The organism is Nodosilinea sp. LEGE 07088 (genome assembly GCF_015207395.1).
Lineage (GTDB): Bacteria > Cyanobacteriota > Cyanobacteriia > Phormidesmidales > Phormidesmidaceae > Nodosilinea.
On the sequence record NZ_JADEWX010000045.1, the window covers coordinates 1 to 24,826 of the forward strand.

The window sequence follows — 24,826 nt, forward strand, 5'->3', positions numbered from 1 at the left end:
TTCATTTCAAATCGTTTATTTAAGTCGATTGAAGATCTTGAAGCCCTTATCAACAAACTTCTCAATGAGGGGGATTTAGTTATAAATTGGCATCGCAAGGTGAAAAATAAGGGAAATTCGATTAATGCAATTTAGATGCGTAACAGCTTATTTCCATACAACGCCGATTCTAAGTGATGCACTTCATTCTAGAATCGGCGTTGTATGTAGCAAACTCTTACTCAGATTCTGTAAATTTCGACATCAAAAAACATATGGAGGCTGAAGTTAAATGGTTTTTAGTGATGTAGTTGAAGTCATCAAAAATCTTTCCACAGATGAAAAGCCTGAAATTCAGCTGTTGCTGCAGCAATACCTCCGCGAAGAGCGTCGCGATGAAATGCAGGCCAACTTTGCGATCGCCCAGGCAGAGCAGCAAAACGGTGAACTAACCTTTTCCTCTGATATCAATGAACTAAGGCAACTGATTGAGGACTAATCTGTAGAAGTCAATTTTAGTTCTCCCTTCAAGCGCGCCTTCAAAAAACGCATGGCAGTAAGCGCCTACTCAGCTTAGGATGCTATGGCAAAGTCTGTGTATTGCCGCATTTTTGGTTCATAGAAGGCTAAAACAATGTCTTCTTTAGTGACTCCCATCCGTATCAAATCTGTCGCGATTCCCTCTTCAGTTAAGTCCTCTTCAATCCAGAATTTACCATCGCGGATGCGAACATAGATGGTCATACCAGCAATTCGTTCTCCCTTTTGCCAGCCTAAAGCCATCCAAATGTAGTGACCTCTTTCCTCATCCAAGATTAAAAGCTTTTCAACATTGGGGTCAGGATGGCGATCGCAAATTTCCGCATGGTTAGTCAAAATTTTCTTGAGAATTTGAGGGTATTCAATCAGTTTATCCATTGCTCGACTTCCTCCGTATCCAGATTTACGACGATGATAGGTAATTGGTGCTTTTGCAGAATGAGCTGGACGAAATCTTGAGTAAAGAAGGTTCTGTGTGCCGCTGTACTAATCGCAATATACAGCTTACGGTCTGGGGCTGTTTCCTCTAAAAGATAGCGATAAATGTCATATTGCCCTAGGGCTTCTTTCAAATCCTGTATTTTAGATGCACCGACAAAACTTTTTGCCTCCACAACCAGCCGTAGGCCACCTCGTTCAACAGCGATCGGGCGTTCAGCGCCGAGGTCAGCATAGAGAGTTGTTCTTCGATACTGAATGACGTAAGGATCATCGGTAATTGTCCAACCATCCCTGATGAGGGCGTTTCTTACGGCATCGTGAATGATGTCTAACCTAGGCATAGCATTTTTTCACGCGCAGCGCAGCACCTGCGGCCAGGGGACATCCACCTGCTTCAACTCTAGCCCGCGCTGAAAGATCTCGTCGATCGCCACCATCTCTCCCAACTCAGTCATAAATTGGTGGTCGGCGGTGGCGCGCAGGGTGGTGCCATCGTCGAGGTGGTATTCAAACACCTCCTGCTGGCCGCGTTGGTGCCACTGGGCCACGGGCTGGGTGTAGACATAGCCCTGGTCATCCACGCTAAACACATGGCAGGGAATGCGCTTGGCGACAATTTCGCCGATGGTGAGGGGGCCGTATTCCAGCGTCAGCAGTTCGGTGTCGGCGCTGAGACAGTATTCGGCGAACTTCACCATCTGCTCCCACAGTTCCTCGGCCACTTTCTTAGCCAGGCCCCGCTCCACCGCGCCGCTGACGAAGTTGCCCTGGTGCTTCAGCATTTCCGAGACTTTCTTTTTACCCATGGCCCGCCGCAGCAGGTCCGCCTGGCCGAGGGAATAGCCCGCCATATCCTGGGCAATTTTCATGATCTGCTCCTGGTAGACCATGATGCCGTAGGTCTCGCTCAGAATCGGCTCTAGAATTTCGTGGGCAAAGTCGATTTTCTCGCGCCCGTGTTTGCGGTTGATAAATTTGGGAATCAGCCCCGCATCCAGCGGCCCCGGTCGATACAGGGCCAGTACCGAAGAAATGTCTTCGAGACCGGAGGGCTTGAGGTCGCGCACGATCTGGCGCATGCCGGAGGACTCTAGCTGAAAGACGCCGCCCAGGTCGCCCCGCTCCAGTAGCTTGTAGGTGGCGGGGTCATCCATGGGCAGGTCGTCGGGGTCGATTTTGGTACCGTGGGTAGCCTCGATCAGATCCAGGGTTTTTTGGATCATGGTCAGGTTGCGCAGGCCCAAAAAGTCCATCTTTAAGAGGCCCAGGGCTTCCACATCTTCCATGTAGTACTGGGTGATCACCTGGCCGTCGTTGTTGCGCTGCAGGGGCACAATTTCGTCGAGGGGGTCTTTGGAAATCACCACCCCGGCGGCGTGCATGCCGAAGGTTTTGTTGGTGCCTTCGATGCGCAGGGCCATATCGACCCAGCGGCGAGTTTGGGGATCGTTGTCGTACTTTTCTTTGAACTCGGGGGCAGGGGTGTCGTCGGAGATCATCACCTTGAGCTTGGTAGGCTTGCCCCGCGCCACCGGAATCAGCTTCGCCATCCGGTCGGACTCGGCGTAGGGAATATCCAGCACCCGGGCCACGTCCTTGAGCACCGCCTTGGAGGTCATGCGGTTGAAGGTGATGATCTGGGCCACCCGCTCTTCGCCGTAGCGGCGAGTGACGTATTTGATCACCTCGTCACGGCGATCGATGCAGAAGTCGGTGTCAATATCTGGCATTGACTTGCGTTCGGGGTTGAGGAAGCGCTCGAACAGCAGGCCGTGGTGGATGGGGTCGATGTTGGTGATTTCCATGGCGTAGGCCACCAGCGACCCTGCCGCCGAGCCCCGGCCCGGCCCTACCGGAATGTTGTTGTCGCGGGCAAAGCGGATGTAGTCCCACACCACCAAAAAGTAGGTGGGGAACCCCATCTGAATCATCATCTCGATTTCGTATTCGAGGCGATCGCGGTACTCCTGGCTAATCTCGCCATAGCTGGCCGCCTTCATGCGTTTGACCAGCCCTTCTTTGGCCACCTGGCCCATGTAGGCCCCGGCGTCTTCGTTGAACTCGGCGGGAATAGGGAAGTCAGGAATGCGCGACTGGCCCAGGATGCCGGTGTAGTCTTCGACTTTGTCGGCGACTTCCAGGGTGTTGGCGATCGATTCTTCAATGATGTCTTCAGGGATGTGGTCGCGAAACAGCCGCCGCATCTCGTCGGCGGATTTAACATACTCGGTGCCGCTGTAGCGCAGCCGCTTGTCCTCGGTCAGCAGCTTGCCGGTCTGAATACAGAGCAGGGCGTCGTGGGCCTCGACATCGTTGCAGGAGATGTAGTGGGAGTCGTTGGTGCAGATCACCTTGATATCGAGCTCGCGGGCGATCTTGATGATCTCCACATTCACCACCCGGTCTTCGGCAGAGCCGTGATCTTGGATCTCCAGGTAGTAGTCATCGCCGAACAGGTCTTTGTACCACTGGGCCACCTTGCGGGCCACGTCGGGCCGCTTCTGCAAAATCGCCTGGGGCACCTCGCCCCCCAGACAGGCACTGGTGACGATTAGCCCCTCGTGGTACTGCTCCAGCAGGTCTTTATTGATGCAGGGGCGCGAGAAGATGCCCTTGCCCTGCACCCCTTGCAGGTGCGAGATGGTGGTGAGCTTGACCAGGTTTTTGTAGCCCTGGGTGTTTTTAGCCAGCACCACCTGGTGGTAGCGGGGGCGGCGCTGCTGCTGGCCGATGTCGCCGTTGATCAGGTACATCTCGTTGCCGATAATCGGCTTGATGCCCGCCCCTTTGCAGACCTTGATCAGCTCGATCGCGCCATACATGACGCCGTGGTCGGTGAGGGCGATCGCAGGCATACCCAATTCCTTGGCTCGATCCACCAGCTGGGGCAGCTGACTGGCCCCGTCGAGCAGGCTGTAGGCACTGTGGATGTGGAGACCAACAAAGGACATGGCGCGACGGCTCTATTAGTACAATTCTACTGTTTTAGCCCTGGTTGTTGCAGACTCAATTGACCGAGGGCATCCAAGCTGCCCCTTAGATTAACGGATCTTTGACCGATTGATGAGTCTACATCTAGCGACTTTTAGAGAATGATAGAAATCACGACCCCTACATATAGGGTTAGAGTTCGACGGGGATTACCTCACGGGCGATCGCTCTCTTCAGCACTGCCTAGACAGACTGAGCACCTGTATATCTGCTATAGACGAAATCCGATTTGAGACACCTCCGATTCACAATCAGGAACCTCGTAGGGGCATAGCATGCTATGCCTCTACAGAACCGGGGGTATTCAGCCGGGAGTTGCTATTAGACGATAGCTGAGCTAAGCCACAGATGCCGAATGCATACTTCTGGCAGCAGATCAATCCATCATCAACCCGCTCGGAGAACCCAGTGGTCATGTCATATCAGGTGTCAAACCGATGGAAAAAGCACTATTGGCTAGTGCTTCTAGTCTTAGGGATGGCGGGTCTGTTTATACACCTCAGCTTTTGGTCTATTCCGCCCCAGGATCTGCTCAAGGAAGACATCTACTACATCTGGCTGGAGGGCGATCGCATTGTGGCAGGCGAAAATCCTTATGCCAGGGTTCTAGCTGGAGATATGCGGCTCAACGACAAGTACGCCACCTATTTCCCTCTGGCCTATCTCTTCGCCGCCCTGGTGCAAAAGCTAGGGGTGACCGACTTTGTTGGCTGGCTCTACCTGTGGCGGCCCCTGTCCCTAACGTTCCACCTGGGCCTGGTAGCGCTGGTGCTGAGGCATTTCTATCGACGCGGGTTGTACCGGCTGGGCTTGGCCGCCGCCGCCATTCTTTTGCTCGGGCGCTGGAGCCTTTACATTACCCGCGTGCATCACCTGGAGTTTGCGGCGATTTTCTGTCTGGTGCTGTCGCTGGTGCTGTTGCGCGCCAGGCCCAAACTGGCGCTACTGGCCTTCAGCATGTCCCTCGGCATTAAACAAATCGCGATCTTTTTGCTGCCGCTGTATCTCATCTATCTGTGGAATACCGGCACCAAGCAGCGACGACTGCCGGATCTGGGCATCGGGCTAGCCATCATTTTGAGCATCCCCGTCTTGACCTCGCTGCCGTTTGTGCTGTGGAATGCCGAGGGGTTTACGAAATCGATCCTGTTCTCAGCTACCCGCGCAGAGGTCTCCCACATCGACGGTGCGCCCTCTATCGATGTCGTCGTAGCCCAGGGCTGGCCAGGGCTGGTGGGGATCAGGGCCAAGCTGCTGATGCTCTCGCTGATGGGCATCGTCTATCTCAGCTATCTCAAAGAAAAAGCCGGGCTGTTGGTGGCGGCGGCGCTGGTGATGATGATTTTTCTGTACTTTAATTCGGTGCTGTTTTTGCAGTATTTTCTGTGGCCGCTCAGCCTCACTCTGTTTGCCCTAGTCGAGGCTGTCCCCCTGACCTTAACCGACGATTAACCCCAGCACCGCTACCGTTAGCGCCAACGCCCCCATTCTGTGGCACTCTGGAAAGTGGATGTGCGATGGTCAAAGCGTAACCCATGAGGCCATTGCCGCACCCAAAATTTCTTCGCATCGGCAACCATTGAGCAAAGGCTATGCAAACGCTTCCCAACCCCGTCTCCCAAGCCACCGCCACCCCTGCCTTTGACCCCTTCGACACCACCATTCACCGCCGCCAGACCCGCCCGGTGCCCGTAGGCAACGTCACCATCGGCGGCGGCCACCCGGTCGTGGTGCAGTCGATGATCAACGAAGACACCCTGGATATCCAGGGGTCTGCTGCTGCTATTCGCCGCCTGCACGAGATCGGCTGCGAAATTGTGCGGGTCACGGTGCCCAGCATGGCCCACGCTAAGGCCCTGGCCGACATTCGCAAAATCTTAGCAGACACTTACCAGCCCGTGCCCCTGGTGGCCGACGTGCACCACAACGGCATGAAAATTGCCCTGGAGGTGGCTAAGCATGTCGATAAGGTACGCATCAACCCCGGTCTCTACGTGTTTGAGAAGCCCCAGGTGGGCCGCACCGATTATTCCCAAACCGAATTTGAAGACATCGGCACCAAAATTCGGGAAACCCTAGAGCCCCTGGTGGTCTCCCTGCGAGATCAGGGCAAATCGATGCGCATTGGCGTCAACCACGGCTCGCTAGCCGAGCGGATGCTGTTTACCTACGGCGACACCCCCGAAGGCATGGTGGAGTCGGCCCTGGAGTTTATCCGCATCTGCGAATCGCTAGACTTTCGTAACCTGGTGATTTCCCTGAAAGCCTCCCGGGTGCCGGTGATGGTGGCCGCCTACCGACTCATGGCCCACCGCATGGATGAGCTGGGGATGGACTACCCCCTGCACCTGGGCGTGACCGAAGCCGGGGATGGCGAATATGGCCGGATCAAGTCTACGGCAGGCATTGCCACCCTGCTGGCCCAGGGCATCGGCGACACCATTCGGGTCTCCCTGACCGAAGCGCCCGAAAAAGAAATTCCCGTCTGCTACAGCATTTTGCAGGCTCTGGGACTGCGCAAAACCATGGTGGAATACGTGGCCTGCCCCTCCTGTGGCCGCACCCTGTTTAACCTCGAAGACGTGCTCCACGAGGTCCGCGAAGCCACCAAGCACCTCACCGGGCTCGATATTGCGGTGATGGGCTGCATTGTCAACGGCCCCGGCGAAATGGCCGATGCCGACTACGGCTACGTGGGCAAGACTCCCGGCTATATTTCGCTGTATCGCGGTCGCGACGAGATCAAGAAGGTGCCCGAAGACCAGGGCGTGGCGGAACTGATCAACCTGATCAAGTCTGACGATCGCTGGGTCGAGCCTGAGTAGGGAAAAAAGCTGAGGGGGATGGCCAACTGAAATCAGCTATCCCCCTCAATGTTGATCGGGCCGTTGAGGTCTGGATGGTCAAAAATGAACTCAATGGCGACCACCAGATCGCGCCAATTGACCCACGACATAATTTGATTTCCCGTGCCAGATTTCCCCTGAGCCCCTAAAGCTCTTCGTCGTCTAGTTCTTGCTCTTCTACCGTTAGCTCTAGGGCAATTGGCTCAGCTGCTTCCGCAGCAGCTTCAATCAGCACAGGCTCAGCTGCGACCTCTTCTTGCTTGGTCTCCAGGTTGAGCGGAATCCGTAGCGGCTCGGGCTGCTCCTGCTCCATTTCCATCACGGGTAGCGACTCAACTAAGTCATCGAGGGGGCGGGGAATCACCATCACGGCGTGCAGTTCGCCGATGCGCTCGGCCTCGTGCATGCCGGCTTCGATCGCGATCGCCACATTGGGCAGCGACCCCCGAATCAAAATCGTACATAGCCCCTCTCCGATAGACTCATGGGACATCAGCTGCACGTCAGCATTCTTAGTCATAGCATCAGCCGCCCCCACCATCGCCGGAAAGCCGCGGGTTTCTAACAACCCAATGGCATAGCTGCCCATTTTGCCGCCGCCCGTGCGGCGCAGCTCGTCCCAGCGGGCGCAGATGGGCAACACCGCTTCTAGGTTAGGCAGCGGTCGTGGAATGAGCGTTGACGAGACAAATTGACCAAACTCCTGGGCGGTTTTTACCCCCGCTTCTACCGCCATTCGCACATCGGCAACACCACCCCGCACAATCGCCGTGCAGTGGCCACCGCCCGTTTTTTCGTAGCCCACCAGCAGCACATCAGCGGCCTTGAGCATGGCATCGGCAGTACCCACCACTGCCGGAAAACTCTCGGTCGATACCATGCCCAAAGCAGCGCCACGGTACTTGTCACGCCGCTCTACAGCAGGAGCCTTAGGCGATGGGGTCGCCAGGTTCAGCCGTTTTTGAGCAGTGGGCTTCAGGTCGAGGGGCGAGGCTAGTTTGCCGTCAGTTTGCATAGAGTGCCTCTGCACAGGGGTGTCTGCCTTTCCATTCTACGGCCTGTCCTCTGGGGTAGTGCCACTCAAACCCTGACGATTGGGAAATAGTGTAGCCAGCAGGCGATTGACCTGAGCTTTACCGTAGACAGAGGAGCCGTTTGAACTGTTGCCGTTCAGGGTGCTGCCACTATGAGTGCTGCCATTGTGAACCGGCTGCTCCTGGGCAATGCTACCAAAAGCGCCAGGGCTAGAATAGCCATCAGCCCCATTTCCGTTTTGGCTCGCACCAGCTCCTTGGGACAGAGTAGACAACGGCTGACTAGGATCGCCCAGTAGAGACCCGGGCGACACCACCTGAGATGGGCCCAGGGTAGGGTTAATCACTGTGCTATTGGAGCCAATGCAGGTGTGTTGCCCAATGGAACCATGGCCGACCACCAGTACCCCACTGCCCAGACTCACCCCTGGCTCAAGTACCAAATCTCCATGCTGGGCTTGCACTACGGCATCAGCGCCTAGACAGACCCCGGGCGAAATCACCAGCCTGCACCCCGGCGCTGCCCCCAGTATGACGCCCGCAGCCATAGCCACCCCAGGGGCCACATCCACATTTCCCTGGATATGGTCGTTGATAGGTGGGTGATTCGCCTGGGCGGGTACTGCCACGGTCAAAGATCTTGGGGCGAGAGTGGGTCAGGGGCGCTGAATCGTAGATTCGAGCACTCGTTTCTTAACCTTTGGGTCAGTGCCAATGAGCCGAACATATTCCCCTGAGTACTGCCGCAGCTGTGACTCTAGGGCCGACAGCACATCGGAGACCCGGCTGCCCGCTAGGGCACTGCCGGTCTGCCAGGCACCGCTCCGGTAGCGGCGGGCGTCAGCATGCTCAAGACTGACGCGATAGCCCTGGTTTACCAGTTGACTAACCTGCTCCACCACATCTTGGGAGAGCCCTCCCATGGGAGCTGCGCCGTTACCGCTAGAACGGTTAAAGCTGCTGGGCATAGATGATGCCGGGGTTGGAGACGGCATGGATGGCGTTGGGTCGCCTGGCCGTTGAATGGTGACGGCAGCCATACGCCGTTTGGCCCTGGGGTCGATGCCAAAAATACGCACGTACTCGCCGGGATGTTCGGCCATGCAGGTGCCCAAAGCAGCCATGACATCGCCCTCGTGGGTACTGGTAATAGGGGTGCAAGTCTGCCATACATTGCTGCTATAGCGCCGGGTATCGGCATGCTCGGCGCCAATGTGGTAGCCCTGGCTCAGCCACTGACGCACCTGCTGGGCCGTGTCACCCGATACGCTCGCAGCCGTACCGCCGCCATAGCTCGCCCCCCCATAGGATGGCGAGGGAGCAGGCACTGAGCCGGAGCTCACCGCCACGGGCTTGCCGTCGGGTCGCTGAATCGTGAGGGGGGCGACGCGGCATTTGGCCCGAGGGTCAATGCCAAATAAGCGCACGTACTCACCGGAGTGCTCAGCCAGGCAGCGCTCTAGCGCCCCAAAGACGTCGCCCTCCCGAGATGACTCAATGGGCGCGCAGGTTTGCCAGACGTTGCTGCGATAGCGCCGGGTATCGGCATGCTCGGTGCCAATGCGGTAGCCCTGAGCTAGATACTGACGTACCTGCTGCACCACCTCTGGAGCGAGGGGGCCGCTAGGTGTAGAAGCAGGAGCCGGACGGTAAGCACCGTTGCTGCTCGAAGCAGCGGCGGTCACGCCACCGCTCACAGCCACCGCTTTACCGTCGGCCCGCTGAATGGTGACGGGAGCGATGCGCTGCTTAGCTTTTGGTTCGATACCAAACATGCGCACGTACTCGCCGGCATGCTGGGATAAACAGGTCTCTAATGCGGCCAGCACCTCAGGCTCACGCTGCGACGGAATGGGGCTACAGGTCTGCCAAACCCCACTGCGGTAGCGGCGTGAGTCGGCATGCTCGGTGCCAATGGTGAAACCCTGGGCTAGATACTGACGGGCCCGCTGGACAACGTCGGGAGGTAGCAGTTGAGAAGTCATAGTGCCTAATCCATCGCGTTCGGTTGAGTGTGCTGTCGTGTCTTCAGACACGGCCCAAGTGGTTCCATAACCACTTGTCGAGTGCTGGCCCCTTGGGGCCCCATAAAAAGCTGTGCCAGCCAGTTCTCTGACCAGCGCCATATCGGTCGGGCTGACATCGGCCAGGGCATCGGCCTGGTGCTGCTGGGTAATGACGGCCCCAGAGGGGACTAGCTTGCCCGCAGGGATAGCTACATCCTGCACCAGGGCATGCATCAGCACGACGCAACCAGCCCCTAGGCGGGCGTTGAACAAGGTGGAACGAAACCCAATGAAGCAGTCTGCGCCGATATAGACCGGGCTTTGCACCAATACTTTGTAGGTGAGCAGGCTGCGATCGCCCACCCAGACGGCATAGGGAGAGCGATCGTCGCCTAAAACCCTGCCCTGGGCGCGACCATATACCGTTACTCCTGTCTGCAACACACAGGCAGAACCCAGGCGCACTGTAGCCCCAGGATCAGCCTGCACGGTGACACCAGCGGCTAGATTAGCCCCCGGTTCTACCGAAACCTGCCCCTGTACCTGAGCCAACGCGTGCACCTGAGTCGCCAATGACCCAAATGACCGCTGTGATCCTCCTGCCTGGGCCGGAGATACCGCTGGTGTGCGGATCGCCATTGCCGTAAGTCCTCCAAAGAATTTCCTCTAGGTCAGACCACAGGCTACAGCCACTGACTCGAAAGGAATAAAGGTAATCGCTAGATCAACTCGGGCAGATCAGCCGCCTACCCTAGCTAAAGTCGTCACGCTTGTTGTAGAGGTTGCCGCTGTCGAGACTAACCGTGTCAACAATGGCAATGACAGCCGCGTCCACCGGTCGATTTTCGTAGCCCCGGTGCTGACGGGCACCGCTGCCCTGGGTAATCAAGACCCATTCACCGGGGCCAGCCCCTACCACATCAGCGGCAACGGTATAGTCGGGAAGCAGCGCACCCGCCTCGTCAATGAGCTGCACAAGCAGAAACTTAACCCCACCCAAACTCGGCTCTTTGCAGGTGCTAACTACCGTGCCGCGAACTTTAGCCAAGAGCATAGTGACTTATCTGCCGTAGGGGCGAATGCCGCTAACGCTTTCTCTAAATTGCTCTACCGCCTCGGTGTAGCGAATCGGCAGCACAAACTCAAGGTTTTCGTGGGGCCGCGCAATGATGTGGGTCGATAGTACCTGACCGCCATTCACCCGCTTGACGTTTTCGATACCCGCCGCTACGGAAGCCTGCACTTCAGACACATCGCCACGAATAATGACGGTAACGCGCCCGCTACCAATTTTTTCGTAGCCCACCAGAGTAACCCGGGCCGCTTTTACCATCGCGTCAGCCGCTTCTACCACAGCGGGGAAGCCCAACGTTTCAACCATGCCAACAGCAATTGCCATTTAGATATCCTAATTTTTTCAAAGACTACAGACACAGACACAGACACTTGAACCAAGCCATAGCGGCTACCGAGACGGTCATCTAGACCAAACTCAGCCATGCCTAAAGACACCCAATCGCTAAGATCTAGGTGCGAAACTGCTCTACTGCTTCGGTGTAGCGAATCGGCAGCACAAACTCGAGGTTTTCGTGGGGTCGCGCAATGATATGGGTCGACAGCACTTCACCACCGTTGACGCGCTTGACGTTTTCAACCCCAGCCGCTACAGAAGCCTGCACTTCAGATACGTCGCCGCGCACAATTACAGTGACGCGCCCGCTACCAATTTTTTCGTAGCCCACCAGAGTAACCCGAGCCGCCTTTACCATCGCGTCAGCAGCTTCTACCACAGCCGGAAAACCCAGCGTTTCAATCATCCCAACAGCAATCGGCATAGTCGATATCTCCCTATAAAATTAGGCAACCTCTGAATCTACCAGGGCGCTTTACATGCCATCCAGGCACGAGAAACCCATCCCGAGAATTAAAAACCGGGACTTGCTCCTACGAAGGCAAAACTTCAGATTGCCAAAAAATTCTTGATGACAAACTCAGCATAGGTGTCCGTAGTCACTTTTGCAATATAAGTCCCAATGATTGTTGCTAATGTTGAATATTATTAAATCTTATATTGCAAAGCTTTTCCTACTGTAATTAATCCACACATTGTTGAGATTGATTGCTCACTTGCAAGCGGGCGATCGCTGCGGCATCACTGGCAAATTTAAGCCTGCCCTGCGGTGAGTCTTTGGGGCATTCTTGGCTAGCTGCGGATGCCGCTCGGACGGCAATCTACTGTGAATTGGCTTCCAGCCTGGTACCACGGCCTTGGGTTGGCCACAAAAATCTAGCTAATGCCTCCGGGTCAATCTATCGGCAACGCCCGGTTGGGCTAAATAACTTAACAGGTCTTGATGTCTAAAATTGATGCCTTTAGACGTTTTTGATGGGTTAAGGAGCAAGCGGATAGCACCTCCTTTCGAAGGCCCTTTGGTAATCAGGTAGAATAGCAAAAAGCTCTGGATATAGCCTGGCGCAATCTGGAACTACGGCTTGTGGAAACCGCTGGATTGATATTCGTCTAGATGATGCTTCAATGGCGATCGCGGTAACAGACTTGAAGCTGCGTTGCCGGGGTTGCTTGAGCGCAGCCGCCCTGATTTTGAAGTGCCAAGTTTGAAGTGCCCAGACAGAATCAGTCTGGATATTGGCATAAAAGCAGTCGCTAGCCCTTTGGGCCGAGCTATGGCGAGCGCCCCGAGGCGCAAAGGGATGGGGGCGCAGGAAAAGTGTTGTCAGAGAGCGTCAGGATGGCCCAGTTTTTTGTTGAAACCAGTTGGCTACTGCCCATTTACGGCCTGATTGGGGCGCTGCTGGCACTGCCCTGGTCAACGGGGATGATTCGCCGCACCGGGCCCCGGCCCGCCGTTTATCTCAACATTTTGATGACCCTGGTGGCCTTTGGCCATGGCGTTATGGCCTTTCGCGGCATCTGGAATAGCGGGCCTCAGGAACTGCTGTTTTCCTGGTTTGAGGTTGCCGATGTGCATCTGACGCTGGCCTTCGATATTTCGGTACTCAACCTCGGGGCGCTAGAGCTGATTACTGGGTTGAGCCTCTTAGCCCAGGTGTTTGCTCTGGGCTATCTGGAGAAAGACTGGGCGCTGGCACGATTCTATTCGCTGATGGGCTTTTTTGAGGCGGCCATGAGTGGTCTGGTGTTGAGTGGGTCGCTGTTTGTCTCCTACTCACTGCTGGAGATGCTCACCCTATCGACCTACCTACTGGTCGGGTTTTGGTTTGCCCAACCGCTAGTGGTGACCGCCGCCCGCGACGCCTTTTTGACCAAACGCATTGGCGACGTATTGCTGCTGATGGGGGTGGTAACGCTGGCCTCCCTGGCAGGTAGCCTCAACTTCAACGATTTGTATGAATGGGTTAAGGTTGAGAACCTGTCGCCAACCATGGCCACCCTATTGGGATTGGCGCTGATTGCTGGCCCCATCGGCAAGTGCGCCCAGTTCCCGCTGCACCTGTGGCTCGATGAAGCGATGGAAGGGCCGAACCCGGCCTCCATTCTGCGTAATTCGGTGGTGGTCACCTGCGGTGCCTTCGTATTGATTCGGTTACAGCCGATTGTGGTGTTGTCGCCGGTGGCCCTGGGCACCCTGGTCGGCCTCGGTACCGTTACAGCCGTAGGGGCATCCCTGGTGGCCTTGGCCCAGATCGACATCAAGCGCACGTTTTCCTATTCCACCAGTGCCTATTTGGGTCTGGTCTTTATTGCCATTGGCACCGAGTGGCCCGGAGTGGCGCTGATGCTGCTGCTGACCCACGCCGTCGCTAAGGCGCTGATCTTTATGGCGGTGGGGTCGATTATTACCACTACCAGCTGCCAAGATATGACGGAACTGGGCGGCCTGGGGCGCAAAATGCCGGCCACGACCTTTGCCTACGTAACCGGTGCCCTGGGCATGGTCGGGGTGATGCCCCTGGGCTGCTTTTGGGGGCTACGCATGGGGGCCGATTTTCTCGGTGGCAGCGCTCCGCTACTGGCGCTGCTGTTCTTTATCGTCAATGGTCTGACGGCCCTCAATTTGACTCGGGTCTTTCGCCAGGTGTTTTTGGGCACGTCCCAGCCTAAGACCCGCCGGGCGCCCGAGGTACCCTGGCAGATGGCGGTGCCCATGGTCACCCTGTCGATTATTAACCTGCTGGTGCCCCTGGCGATGGGCAAGCTGTCACTGCTGCCGCCCTGGGAGTATATCAACTGGCCGATTACGGTACTGATGCTGGTTTCGGGCTGGGTGGGGGTGGCGATTGGCGCTACGGTACCGCTGTCGAAATCGCTGGCGCGATCGCTCAATCGCACCCTACGCATTGCCCAAGACCTGCTGGCCTACGATTTTTACACCGAGCGCCTCTACGACAAGACGGTGGTGCTGGCGGTATCTAGTCTGGCTCGGTTTAGCAGCTGGTTTGATCAGTACGTGGTCGATGGTCTGGTCAATGGGGTAGGGTTAGCGTCGCTGTTTGGCGGTGAGAGCCTCAAATACAGCGCCTCGGGCCAGTCGCAGCTTTACCTGCTGACCATTGTCGCAGGGGTGGGGCTGTTGGGGATTTTCATGACCTGGACGCTTTGGTAACGGTTGGCGATGCTGAGTGCACTGATTTTAATTCCGCTAGTAGGGGCACTGGTGCTCATTCTCTGGCCCGGCCAGCTAGAGGCACAGACAGCTAAGGTTGTCAGTGCCGTCAGCCTGGGCCTAACTCTGGTCGTCTTGCTGCTGCTGGGGAGCCAGTTTGAGCTCACCACCCCAGGGCTTCAGTTTGAAGAACTGTTGCCCTGGATAGAACCCCTCGGCCTGAGCTATCGGCTGGGGCTAGATGGCCTATCGCTGCCGCTGTTGGTGGTGAATAGTTTGCTGGGCCTGGTGTCGATCTACATTAGTGACCCCAAGCTGCATCGCACCCGCCTGTACTACGTGCTGCTGCTGGTGATCAACAGCGCCGTAGCGGGGGCATTTTTAGCCGCCAACCTGCTCCTGTTCTTTATTTTCTATGAGCTAGAGCTGATCCCGCTGTACCTGCTGATTGCTATCTGGGGTGGCGCACGGCGGGGCTATGCCGCCACTAAGTTTTTGATCTACACCGCCCTGTCTGGGGTGCTGGTTTTAGGCGCATTTTTGGGGTTGGTGTGGCTCTCGGGCAACAGCAGCTTTGACTACGACAGTAATCTGGCGGCGGCCTTGCCCCTGGCCCAGCAGATGACGCTACTGGTGGCGCTGCTGGTGGGCTTTGGCATCAAGATCCCGCTGTTTCCGTTTCATACCTGGCTGCCCGATGCCCACGTAGAGGCCTCAACCCCGGTGTCGGTGCTGCTGGCGGGGGTCTTGCTCAAGCTGGGTACCTACGGGGTGGTGCGGTTTGGCCTGGGCCTATTGCCCGACGCCTGGATGGCGCTGGCCCCCTGGATGGCGACCTGGGCCGTGATCAGCGTGCTCTACGGGTCGTTGGCGGCGATCGCCCAAACGGACATGAAAAAGATGGTGGCCTACAGCTCTATCGGCCACATGGGCTACGTGCTGCTGGCGGCGGCAGCCTCAACCCCGATTAGCATTGTCGCTACAGTCTTTCAAATGATTAGCCACGGGCTGATTTCGGCCCTGCTGTTTTTGCTGGTGGGGGTGGTCTACAAGACCACTGGCACCCGCGACCTGACGGTGCTGCGGGGGCTGCTCAACCCCGAGCGGGGGTTGCCCTTTATCGGCTCGATGATGATTTTGGGGGTGATGGCCAGCGCCGGTATTCCCGGTATGGTGGGGTTTATTTCTGAGTTTTTGGTGTTTCGAGGTAGCTTCTTGATCTTTCCGGTACAGACGCTGCTGTGCATGGTGGGCTCTGGCCTGACCGCCGTGTACTTTTTGCTGCTGGTCAACCGGGCGTTCTTTGGGCGACTGGCGATCGCACCGCCCACTGCAACCCCCCAGCTCGACGTTGACCTGCCCCGGGTGAGCTGGCGCGATCGCGCCCCGGCCCTGGGCCTCGCGGCCTTGATCATTGCCTTTGGCCTCCAGCCCAACTGGCTAGCCCGCTGGAGCGAGCACACCACCCTGGCCCTGCATCAGCCCTATCAGGGATTTGTAGTGGGCGAATCGCGATTTGCCCCCGCCGCGCTACCGGCCACCGTAGCCGAGACCATCCTGATTGTTCCTGCTGTGAGCCCATCGTCTGCTGCTGACGCTGCTGAGGTCTACCTACCATGATCAACACTCTCCCCGCTGTTGCCGCTGTTCCCCATCCCCAAGAGCCCTTTATTCAAAAGCTATTGAGGGCTGAGGCGCTGCTGCCCGACTCTGAGACCAACGTGCTGGAGGTGGTGGGCATTCTCAAAAGCTACGGGGTGGTGCTCGACGCCTACTCCAAAAACCTGATCTATATTGCTGACCATCAGTTTTTGGTGCTATTTCCGTTCTTTAAGTACTTCAACGGTGAGGTGACTCTGCCCCGGCTGCTGCGCCACTGGTGGCACGATCGCATCAACTTTGAGTACGCCGAATACTGCATGAAAACCATGCTCTGGCACGGCGGCGGCCAGCTCGATGCCTACCTCGACAGCGACGATTTTTTGCAGCGGTGTCGGGCGGCGATCGCCGCCAAAATCAAGTCCAACCCAGCCATGCGGGGGCTGAATGCGCTGTTCTCTGACTTTTTGCCCGAACAGGTGCGCCAGATGGTCTACTACAGTGCCCTGGGGCAGTTTTGGCGGGTGATGAGCGACCTGTTTATCGACCTGTCGGATGCCTACGACGCAGGCAAGGTACAAACCATTCCCGAGGTAGTAGCCTTTATCAAGGCGGGGCTGGTCGCCGCCGCCGCCAACCCGATCACCTACAGTGTAGACATCGCAGGCAAGACCTACGACCTGTTGCCCAAATCCGCTGGCCTGACCTTTTTAATGGATGTGGCCGTGCCTTACGTCGAGGCGGTATTCTTTCGCGGCACGCCATTTTTGGGCACCGTCTCCTATAACGCCCAGGCCTACCAAATCTCCGCCGACCAAAGCCGGTTTGACTATGGGGCTCTCTACGCCGACCCCCTACCCATTGGCGGCGCTGGCATTCCCCCCACCCTGCTGATGCAGGACATGCGCCACTACCTGCCCGATTATTTGACTGCTTTTTACCAGGCCCAGGGGCGCGGCCTCGACGATGTGCGAGTCAAAATCTGCCAGAGCTTCCAAAAGTCGATGTTTTGTGTCACCAGCGCGTCGTTGCAGGGGCTGCTGCCCTACCCCGCCGATACCCAAGACTCGGTTGAGCAAGCCACCAACCACGATTTTCTGGCCGGGTGGATGACTCGCCTGGCCACCTCACGCCTCGATATCGTGCAGCTTTGAGGTTAGAGCAACGATCCAGTGGAACGCTCTATTACCACCCAATTGACCATCAAAGTATGGGGGTTATAATCATGTCCACATTGGCCCAAGTAGCGTCAAAATCATGAGGGTGTTGGTCACGGGTGCAACTGGTTTTTTAGGTGGGGCGGTGACTCAACATCTCCACGCCCAGGGGCTAACGGTTCGCGCCACCGGGCGCAACCCACAAATCGGCCAACGCCTTGCTCAATCAGGCTTAGAATTTATCGCCGCCGAGCTCAGCGATCCCCTCCAGACAACAGCCCTCTGTCAGGACATTGACTGGATATTTCATTGCGGCGCCAAGACATCATTATGGGGAACCAAAGTGTCGTTTTGGCAAAGCAACGTTCTGGGCACACGCTATCTAGCGGCTGCCGCCCTCAAGGCCAATTGTCGTCGGTTCATCCATATTTCTTCGCCCAGCATTTATTTTCGCTTTGCCACCCAATTGAACCTTGACGAAAATACCCCTTTACCCAAACAGTTTATTAATCATTACGCAGCCTCTAAGGCCGCTGCCGAGGCAGAAATCCAAGCCGCCGTCGGTCAGGGATTAAATGCTCTGATATTGAGACCTCGTGCGATTTATGGCCCTGGCGATCGCACCATTTTTCCCCGCCTCTTGCGCGCCCTCCAACACAAAAAACTACCCATTATTGGTGATGGCCAAACTCTCACCGATCTCACCTATATCGACAATTGTGTGAACGCCTGCCTGTGTGCCGCCCAGGCCACATTGCCCCCCAGCGGACGCTGTTATAACATCACCGACGGTCAGCCTCAGTTGCTTTGGCAACTGCTCACCCATATCGCCACCGAACTCCAGCTGCCAATACCCAATCAGCATATATCCTCAGGCCTGGCCCGACGGTTGGCCCAAGGCTTGGAATATACTTTTAGGGCCTTGCATATTGAACGAGAACCCTTGCTTACCGAATATGCCGTTGGGCTGCTCTCCTGCACCACTACCCTGGCCATCGACAGAGCCAGATTAGAGCTGGGCTATAGCCCCCAAGTCTCAACTGCAGCAGGCATCGCCCAGGTCTTGAACTGGTGGCAAACAACGACATGCTAACCGCCATCGATCTGCGACTCTTTGATGCTGGGTACTGCCAACATCCCCAATTAGTCGTCTTGCGCAATGGTCGTCTAAAACCGATGAGGTTCCCGGCCATGTTTGCGCTCATCGTGCATCCTACCGAAGGCGCAATTCTATTTGACACAGGTTATTCACTCAATTTTTTTGAGCTCACTCAACACTTTCCAGAGCGGCTGTACGCATTAGTCACCCCTGTACATGTAGAGCCTCAGGATTGTGCCGTCGAGAAACTCAACACCGTTGGCATCACAGCTAGGGACGTTCGGCATATCGTGATCTCCCATTTTCATGCTGACCATATCGGAGCGCTATCGGATTTTCCCCAAGCCACCTATTGGTTCCATGAGCGAGCCTGGAATGCGGTACAACATTTAGGCCGGTGGCGCGCAGTATTCAAAGGGTTTTTAGCTGAGTTAATACCGCCAGACTTTAGGCAACGCAGTCGCCCCATTCAGTCAAGTGCCGCGATCGATCTATCCAGTCACTTTTCTCCCTTTGCCCAGGGCTATGATCTGTTTGGCGATAAAAGTTTAATCGCCGTAGAACTCCCTGGCCATGCCTGCGGTCAACTTGGCCTGTTTCTGCAAACCCGCCAAGGGCGCAGGGTCTTTCTAGCCGCCGACGCCTGTTGGACCAGCCAGAGTTACCGAGAACAGATCATGCCACATCCAATGACAAAAATCTTGTTTTCAGACTCCGGCCTCTATCAACGCACGCTGCATCACCTCCAACAACTCGCCGCCGCTGACCCCAACCTCCTGATCGCCCCGTCCCACTGTCCAGAAATCCACGACCAGTTTTGCGATCGGGGGCTGTTGTGAGTCTTCGCATGCTGCGCGCCTATCTCGAAAGTCGACACCGTCGCTTTACCTCTCGCGGCGCACTCGAACGCTATCAAACCCATAAAGTACAAAATCTACTCAAAAAAGTTCTCCCCCACTCACCGTATACGGCAGAACGCTTTGCTGGCCTAGGCGTGAGCCATTGGCAGCAGATAGCACCCATCTCAAAACGAGAAATGATGGCCAATTTTGATCGTCTCAATACAGCTCAGATCTCCTGCGATGAGGCCTTAAAACTAGCAAAAAAGGATGAGGAGACTCGACAATTTAAAACTCAAATAAATGGAGTTACGGTTGGTTTATCCTCAGGGACTAGTGGCCAACTGGGCCTATTTTTAGTCAGTCGGGTTGAGCAAGAGGAATGGGCCGGACGCATTCTCGGCAAGGCTCTTCCAGATTCTTTATTTTGCCCCAAACAAGATCGCGTCGCTTTTTTTCTAAGAGCCAATAACCCGTTATATGAACGCACTCGTTCTCCCCGGCTAGCGTTTCATTTTTTTGATTTACTCTTTTCTCTATCGCAGCACTTAGAAACCCTAGAGCAATTTAATCCGTCCATTCTGATTGCGCCCCCATCAGCTCTACGGCAAATCGCCCATCAGATTGAGATAAAAAATCTGCGCCTGAATCCGCACCGAGTCATCGCCATAGCTGAGCCTTTAGATGCAATCGATGAACAGTATTTTCGCGTCATATTTAAACAGCCCACCATTCACCAAATCTACCAGGCTACAGAGGGATTTCTCGGTGTAACCTGCGCCCACGGCACGCTTCATTTGAATGAGGATATAGTGATCGTCGAGCGTGAATGGCTCGATGAGACTCGGTTTTTACCGATTGTCACCGACCTGTTTCGACACACGCAACCGATTCTTCGCTATCGGCTCGATGATGTGCTTAAAATTCGCTCCGAACCTTGCCCCTGCGGGTCACATTTTACGGCCTTAAGCGAAATTGAGGGCCGCCTCGACGATGTGCTAATCGCACCACACCAGCAAGGTGGTGGTCGCAGCATTTATGCAGATTTTTGGCGCCGAAGAATTTTGATGTCAACCCAGGCAGCTATTCACGACTATGGTCTACGCCAGTGCAGCGCAACGGAGCTAGAACTTTATCTCAAAACTCAGTTTTCCCAAGATGAGGCCAAAGCCAGACAAGATATTCACCGGGGTCTACACAATCTATTAGATGAGTGTGGCTGTCTACCCATGCAGGTAAAAGATATTGATGTTTGGCCAGCAGGTGGTATACGTAAGCGTAAACATATTGAGCGAGTCTGGAACGATACACAGCGATGACTGAATTACCTTTTCAGTTGATTGGTATGGCTGCTCTGACAGCGTACCTTGGGCTTTTGCAACTCAAGCTGTTTTTAAGCCTACGCTACCAGGCGCAAGAGCCTCAAAGCTTACCGATTGAGGGAAAGACAACAATTCTGCAGCCCATCTTGAGTGGGGATCCATTATTAGAAGAGATGCTGCGATCCAATTTAGACATAGCACCCGACTGGGTTGATTTTTTCTGGCTCATTGATGAGAATGACAATGGGGCTCGCCAAATTGCCGAAACATTGATCAAGGAAGGAAATGCATCAGTGCAGGTCATTCTTTGCCCTGCGGTGCCGCCACAGATTAATCCCAAGACATTCAAACTTGGGATTGGGTTAACTCAGGTTAATACGCCCTATATTGGGGTATTAGACGACGATACGCGGATGGAAGCTGACACCCTGGGTCACGGCCTAGCGCGGTTGCAGGAAGGGGATATATTTACTGGGTTACCCTACTATCTCAATGGCCCCACGCGCTGGTCAGAACTCACCGCCCATTTTGTCAATAACAATAGTATCTTGACCTATCTGCCCCTATTGGCATTTATGCGTCCGATTTCTCTCAACGGCATGTTTTACCTGATGCCGACTAAAACCCTGCACCAGGTGGGCGGATTTGAGCCAATATTGCCCTATCTCTGTGATGATTATGCCCTGGCCCGAATGCTCACTCTGAATAGGAGCCGCATTGTACAGGGAACCACACCAGTGGCTATTCAGACTTGTGTTGCAGACGCTAAAGCCTACGTTGGGCTCATGCATCGCTGGTTTGTATTTGCCCAGGTTTTGGTGTTTGACCAGACCATGGGAACCCAGGCTTTGCTCATGCTTTTTTTGGGTGCTCCCCCCATTCTGCTGTGGATTGGATTGGTTAGCCTGGCGTCTTCCTATTTTGGCATGCTATGGCTTTTGGCAGTCCTAATCGTCCGCCATATGACGATTCGATCTTTACACCATCAGATTTTTCAGCGGGAAATAGATTTTTCATTTTGGATGTCGATCGCATCTGAACTGCTCCAGCCGATTCACCTCGTCCATGCTCTACTAGACAAGCGTATTCGCTGGAGAAATCGTGTCATTCAGGTGGCAGCTGACGGTAAATTTTTCTATCGACAGTGATGATCATCTACCATGCCCCAGCACCACTGCCCTACACGCCGCTTAAAGTAGCCTTCGTCACTGGCTTGAGCGATCCTAACAGCTGTAGCCTGAGCCTGCTCTACCGACAATTTATGGCTGAGCTAGATTGTCTAGAAGCGTGGAAGATTTACCTTAACTTCCCCTATATACCTGGGTCAAATCAGCCAGAAAACACGCCGATTCTCAAGGCAGGTCTGGCAAATTGGAGTCAGTTTCTAGGGGCGCGATCGCCAAAATATCGAGCCGCTATCCGATTTCATCTAGCCAATATAGCCACCTCATCAGAGCGATCATTTTTCATTGCTGGGAGCTGCGGTCTGGAAATTTTGAACCAGGCCTGGACTGCCGCGATCGCCCCTAACCAATTACACATCATGGCCCTTGGTCCGGTTGCTCGCACCTATTCTCCGATGCCTTGTACGATGGTGCAGGGTTCTCGTGACTATATATCTCGCTATTTTTTCAGCCAGGTAGATGTGCTGGTTCCTGGGGTAAATCACATGGGCTATGTGCAAAATGCTGATGTTTTTGCCCTAGTCAACGCTCAGCTTCGCCATGTAGTTTCAAGTCTATAAGTTATCATCTATTATTTCGCGCTAACCGTTGACAGACTTGATGTGGAAAACTCTAAACATTGATTTTGTGGCCCCTCCCTTTGGCGGCCATCTCTATCCTTTGCTGGAGCTTGCCAGTTACCTACGGCACCAAGGAATGGAAAACCTGCGGGTGGTTAGCACCCCAGCGGCTACCCCGGCGATCGCAACAACCGAGCTCGAAGGGGTATACCTGCTCAAGGGCGAAGATGCTGCCATCTCAGCCATTGCCAACCCTCCCTACGAGGTTCGCAGTAACCCAAGGCGACTACTGCAGCAATTTAGGGCCAATTTGTCGCTGATGGCTGACCTTAAACTCCAGCTACGGGGCGTCTGGCAAGGCCGCAAACCCGACTTGGTGATCGCCGATTTTACCCTACCTGTGGCAGGCATGCTAGCCCAGGAAATGGGGGTGAACTGGTGGACATCGAGCCCAACCCTATGTGCCATCGAGACCCAAACCGGCACTCCATCCTACTTGGGAGGGCTGATGCCGGGGCAAAGCTGGTACAGTCGCATACGCGATTTTATGGGGCGACGGCTAATTCACAGCTTTAAGACTGGAGTAGGGTGGTGGTTTCGAGATGAGTTGCGATCGCTCAATATTTCCAGCATTTACCGGGCCGATGGCCATGAACGCATCTACTCACCGACTAAAATCCTGGGGCTGGGGCTGCGTGAGTTTGAATTTGAGCGCGACTGGCCAACGGCCTTAGACTTTGTCGGCCCACTGACGGCATCACCAACCTTTCGGCACAGTCCCCCGGTCTTGCCAGCGGGAGTACGCCATGTTTTGGTTAGCCTGGGCACGCACCTCCTCTGGGCTAAAGCCCCTGCGGCCCTTTTTATTGAGCAGGTTGCGGCTCAGATGCCCGGCGTACATTTTCACTTTTCCTATGGCGTAGCGGGTGAGCAAAGGCAGCGATCGCTGGCGAATATTCACACCTATGGCTATTTGCCCTACGACAACTATATGACTCACTTTGATGCCGCCATTATCCATGGTGGCACCGGAGTGCTGTATAGCTGTATCAAGGCAGGTGTTCCCATGTTGGTTTGGCCCCACGACTATGACCAGTTTGATCACGCTGCACGGATTATCTATCACGGTCTTGGTCTCCGCTTTAAAGCTAATTTAAACCACACTGTCAACAGCCTAAATCAATTGTTTTTTGACCCTAAAATTTCTGCCCAAGTCAAGCGCTTTAAAGCGTTAGCAAGCCAATATAATCCCCAGTCCACTATTTTAGAACTAATCCAGCAGACTTCTGGAATCAGATCTAAGTAGGAAGTTCAATTAAATGTAAGACACTGTAGGTTGCGGTTGAGGAACGAAACCCAACTCCCCCATGGGTTACGCGATCGCTAACTCATCCTACATTTGAATGAGCCCGGCTACTTAGCTAACATTTAGGTTCTTATACTGTAAAGCACACCATGAATGTAAAAATTCTGGGCACCGGGCGCTATCTGCCCAAGACCCTACTTCATAGTCATGAGCTAGAGGCACGTTTCGGATTTGAACCGGGGTCGATTATGAGGCTAAATGGTGTCGAGACTCGGCATGTTGCCAATCAGCGAGCGGGTGAGACCACCTCCCAAATGTGTACCTGGGCTGCCCAAGAAGCTTTAGCTAATGCAGATTTGGCTGGGGAAGATCTAGACTTGATTATATTTGCCTCAGCCGGACAAGAACAGGCGTTACCTGATACGGCCCCCTTTGTTCAAGCAAAGCTCGGCCTGGGGGATAGCGGCATTACTTGTTTTTCAGTAAATTCGAGTTGTTTGAGCTTTTTGACCGCCCTCGATATCGTTTCAAGTTTTATCCAGTGTGGTCGCTATCAGCAAATTCTAATTGTCTGCGCAGAGATATCCTACGCCTCTTTAAATCCCAACGATAAAAAGCTCTACACCTTATTTGGGGATGCTGCCGCTGCCGCCGTTGTGGGGGTTACACCTGACTGTGAAAGCAGCAAAATTCACCGCGCCCATTTTTCAACCTTTGGGGAGGCTGCCCATATGGCAGAAATCCTAGGTGGGGGTACCCGCCAACATCCAAACTGCCCCAATATTCGCTTTGAAGATAATACATTTCGCATGGATGGACGGAAATTGCTGCGATACTCTCTACTCAAAGCCTCTACTATATTTGAGCAAATCTGGCCCGGCTTAAGCACGGGTGCTACTGATATTGATTGGGTCATTCCTCACCAGCCATCTCGGCAGGGAATGCTGGCATTGGCGCGTTATTTTCCAGTCGAGAAGACCATCAGAACCCTTCAACATTATGGCAATTGTGTCTCGGTATCACTGCCCCTTTCTCTCGATCAAGCGATTCGATCAAAACAGTTGCAGCGGGGCGATCGCGTCCTACTCTTTGGCACAGGCGCAGGATTAACCCTGGGGGGCATGGTTTTGACCTACTGAAGCAGTAACCTGCTCTAGAAGCGGAGGTAGAGGTGAGGACAATCTGCTTTTGACAATCCAGCAGCGGTAAAAAAGTAGGTTTGATAATCTAGAAGACGCAACTGCTTCAGCCATTCACGTACAGGGTCATTACCTGCCTCAGTGTTATAAAACCTTGTTATAAAACCTTGCAAGTATGCGCTTATCTTCCAGGGAGCA

The 24,826-nt window shown here is 54.8% G+C and carries 22 protein-coding genes and 1 pseudogene; 14 read left to right on the forward strand and 9 right to left on the reverse strand.

Features of this window, described 5'->3' with window-relative positions:
- Positions 1-135, forward strand: a pseudogene (locus IQ254_RS33570) (IS630 family transposase); the annotation flags it as partial.
- Between the two features lie 136 nt (positions 136-271).
- Positions 272-478, forward strand: a complete 207-nt coding sequence (locus IQ254_RS12460; protein ID WP_193966484.1) for a hypothetical protein — start codon at positions 272-274, stop codon at positions 476-478.
- Between the two features lie 74 nt (positions 479-552).
- Here IQ254_RS12460 and IQ254_RS12465 read toward each other — a convergent pair whose 3' ends face one another.
- The 3 genes from IQ254_RS12465 to IQ254_RS12475 are packed head-to-tail and all read right to left on the reverse strand — an operon-like array spanning position 553 to position 3,911.
- Positions 553-897: a XisI protein gene (locus IQ254_RS12465; protein ID WP_193966485.1), complete on the reverse strand. Its 345-nt coding sequence runs from the start codon at positions 895-897 to the stop codon at positions 553-555.
- On the reverse strand, positions 885-1,301 hold the full coding sequence (locus tag IQ254_RS12470; RefSeq protein ID WP_193966486.1) for a XisH family protein: 417 nt from the start codon (positions 1,299-1,301) through the stop codon (positions 885-887). The genes IQ254_RS12465 and IQ254_RS12470 overlap by 13 nt, the downstream gene beginning before the upstream one ends.
- Positions 1,302-1,310: 9 nt before the next feature.
- Positions 1,311-3,911 carry a DNA polymerase III subunit alpha gene (locus IQ254_RS12475; protein WP_193966487.1) on the reverse strand — a complete coding sequence of 867 codons (2,601 nt, stop codon included), beginning with the start codon at positions 3,909-3,911 and terminating at the stop codon, positions 1,311-1,313.
- 454 nt (positions 3,912-4,365) lie between these two features.
- Between IQ254_RS12475 and IQ254_RS12480 the strand changes: the two genes are divergently transcribed.
- Together IQ254_RS12480 and ispG are read left to right on the forward strand one after the other, a co-directional pair.
- Positions 4,366-5,403, forward strand: a complete 1,038-nt coding sequence (locus IQ254_RS12480; RefSeq protein ID WP_193966511.1) for a hypothetical protein — start codon at positions 4,366-4,368, stop codon at positions 5,401-5,403.
- Positions 5,404-5,543: 140 nt separating this feature from the next.
- Complete coding sequence (gene ispG / locus IQ254_RS12485) at positions 5,544-6,776, forward strand: (E)-4-hydroxy-3-methylbut-2-enyl-diphosphate synthase (RefSeq protein ID WP_193966488.1); 1,233 nt, start codon at positions 5,544-5,546, stop codon at positions 6,774-6,776.
- Between the two features lie 166 nt (positions 6,777-6,942).
- Here the strand turns inward: ispG and IQ254_RS33575 are convergent, their stop codons facing one another.
- The 6 genes from IQ254_RS33575 to IQ254_RS12515 form a co-directional block, all read right to left on the reverse strand.
- Positions 6,943-7,677, reverse strand: a complete 735-nt coding sequence (locus IQ254_RS33575) for a BMC domain-containing protein (RefSeq protein WP_278000319.1) — start codon at positions 7,675-7,677, stop codon at positions 6,943-6,945.
- A gap of 171 nt (positions 7,678-7,848) precedes the next feature.
- Positions 7,849-8,460 carry a hypothetical protein gene (locus tag IQ254_RS12495; RefSeq protein ID WP_193966490.1) on the reverse strand — a complete coding sequence of 204 codons (612 nt, stop codon included), beginning with the start codon at positions 8,458-8,460 and terminating at the stop codon, positions 7,849-7,851.
- A gap of 27 nt (positions 8,461-8,487) precedes the next feature.
- The gene (locus IQ254_RS12500; protein ID WP_193966491.1) at positions 8,488-10,476 is read right to left on the reverse strand and encodes a ribulose bisphosphate carboxylase small subunit; all 1,989 of its coding nucleotides are present in this window, start codon (positions 10,474-10,476) and stop codon (positions 8,488-8,490) included.
- Between the two features lie 112 nt (positions 10,477-10,588).
- Positions 10,589-10,891, reverse strand: coding sequence for a EutN/CcmL family microcompartment protein (locus IQ254_RS12505; protein ID WP_193966492.1), 303 nt, complete (start codon positions 10,889-10,891; stop codon positions 10,589-10,591).
- 6 nt (positions 10,892-10,897) lie between these two features.
- Positions 10,898-11,236, reverse strand: a complete 339-nt coding sequence (locus IQ254_RS12510) for a carbon dioxide-concentrating mechanism protein CcmK (RefSeq protein ID WP_017296879.1) — start codon at positions 11,234-11,236, stop codon at positions 10,898-10,900.
- A 127-nt stretch (positions 11,237-11,363) separates the two neighbouring features.
- Complete coding sequence (locus tag IQ254_RS12515; RefSeq protein ID WP_193966493.1) at positions 11,364-11,672, reverse strand: carbon dioxide-concentrating mechanism protein CcmK; 309 nt, start codon at positions 11,670-11,672, stop codon at positions 11,364-11,366.
- A 915-nt stretch (positions 11,673-12,587) separates the two neighbouring features.
- Here IQ254_RS12515 and IQ254_RS12520 point away from each other — a divergent pair.
- The 10 genes from IQ254_RS12520 (at position 12,588) to IQ254_RS12565 (ending at position 24,628) form a co-directional block, all read left to right on the forward strand.
- Positions 12,588-14,423: an NAD(P)H-quinone oxidoreductase subunit F gene (locus tag IQ254_RS12520; RefSeq protein WP_193966494.1), complete on the forward strand. Its 1,836-nt coding sequence runs from the start codon at positions 12,588-12,590 to the stop codon at positions 14,421-14,423.
- 9 nt (positions 14,424-14,432) lie between these two features.
- A complete protein-coding gene (locus tag IQ254_RS12525; RefSeq protein WP_193966495.1) occupies positions 14,433-16,043 on the forward strand; it encodes an NADH-quinone oxidoreductase subunit M in 1,611 nt (536 codons plus the stop codon).
- On the forward strand, positions 16,040-17,176 hold the full coding sequence (locus IQ254_RS12530; RefSeq protein ID WP_193966496.1) for a CO2 hydration protein: 1,137 nt from the start codon (positions 16,040-16,042) through the stop codon (positions 17,174-17,176). Before IQ254_RS12525 ends, IQ254_RS12530 begins: the two co-directional genes overlap by 4 nt.
- Before the next feature lie 103 nt (positions 17,177-17,279).
- On the forward strand, positions 17,280-18,272 hold the full coding sequence (locus IQ254_RS12535) for an NAD(P)-dependent oxidoreductase (RefSeq protein WP_228040618.1): 993 nt from the start codon (positions 17,280-17,282) through the stop codon (positions 18,270-18,272).
- Positions 18,273-18,370: 98 nt separating this feature from the next.
- Complete coding sequence (locus IQ254_RS12540) at positions 18,371-19,117, forward strand: MBL fold metallo-hydrolase (RefSeq protein ID WP_228040620.1); 747 nt, start codon at positions 18,371-18,373, stop codon at positions 19,115-19,117.
- An 8-nt stretch (positions 19,118-19,125) separates the two neighbouring features.
- Positions 19,126-20,436, forward strand: coding sequence for a F390 synthetase-related protein (locus tag IQ254_RS12545; RefSeq protein WP_193966499.1), 1,311 nt, complete (start codon positions 19,126-19,128; stop codon positions 20,434-20,436).
- Entirely contained in the window at positions 20,433-21,587 is a 1,155-nt protein-coding gene (locus tag IQ254_RS12550; protein WP_193966500.1) for a glycosyltransferase family 2 protein, read from the forward strand. The genes IQ254_RS12545 and IQ254_RS12550 overlap by 4 nt, the downstream gene beginning before the upstream one ends.
- On the forward strand, positions 21,584-22,183 hold the full coding sequence (locus IQ254_RS12555; RefSeq protein ID WP_193966501.1) for a hypothetical protein: 600 nt from the start codon (positions 21,584-21,586) through the stop codon (positions 22,181-22,183). The genes IQ254_RS12550 and IQ254_RS12555 overlap by 4 nt, the downstream gene beginning before the upstream one ends.
- 28 nt (positions 22,184-22,211) lie before the next feature.
- Positions 22,212-23,489, forward strand: a complete 1,278-nt coding sequence (locus tag IQ254_RS12560) for a glycosyltransferase (protein WP_193966502.1) — start codon at positions 22,212-22,214, stop codon at positions 23,487-23,489.
- A gap of 149 nt (positions 23,490-23,638) precedes the next feature.
- A complete protein-coding gene (locus IQ254_RS12565; protein ID WP_193966503.1) occupies positions 23,639-24,628 on the forward strand; it encodes a 3-oxoacyl-ACP synthase III family protein in 990 nt (329 codons plus the stop codon).
- The last annotated feature ends 198 nt before the right edge of the window (positions 24,629-24,826 follow it).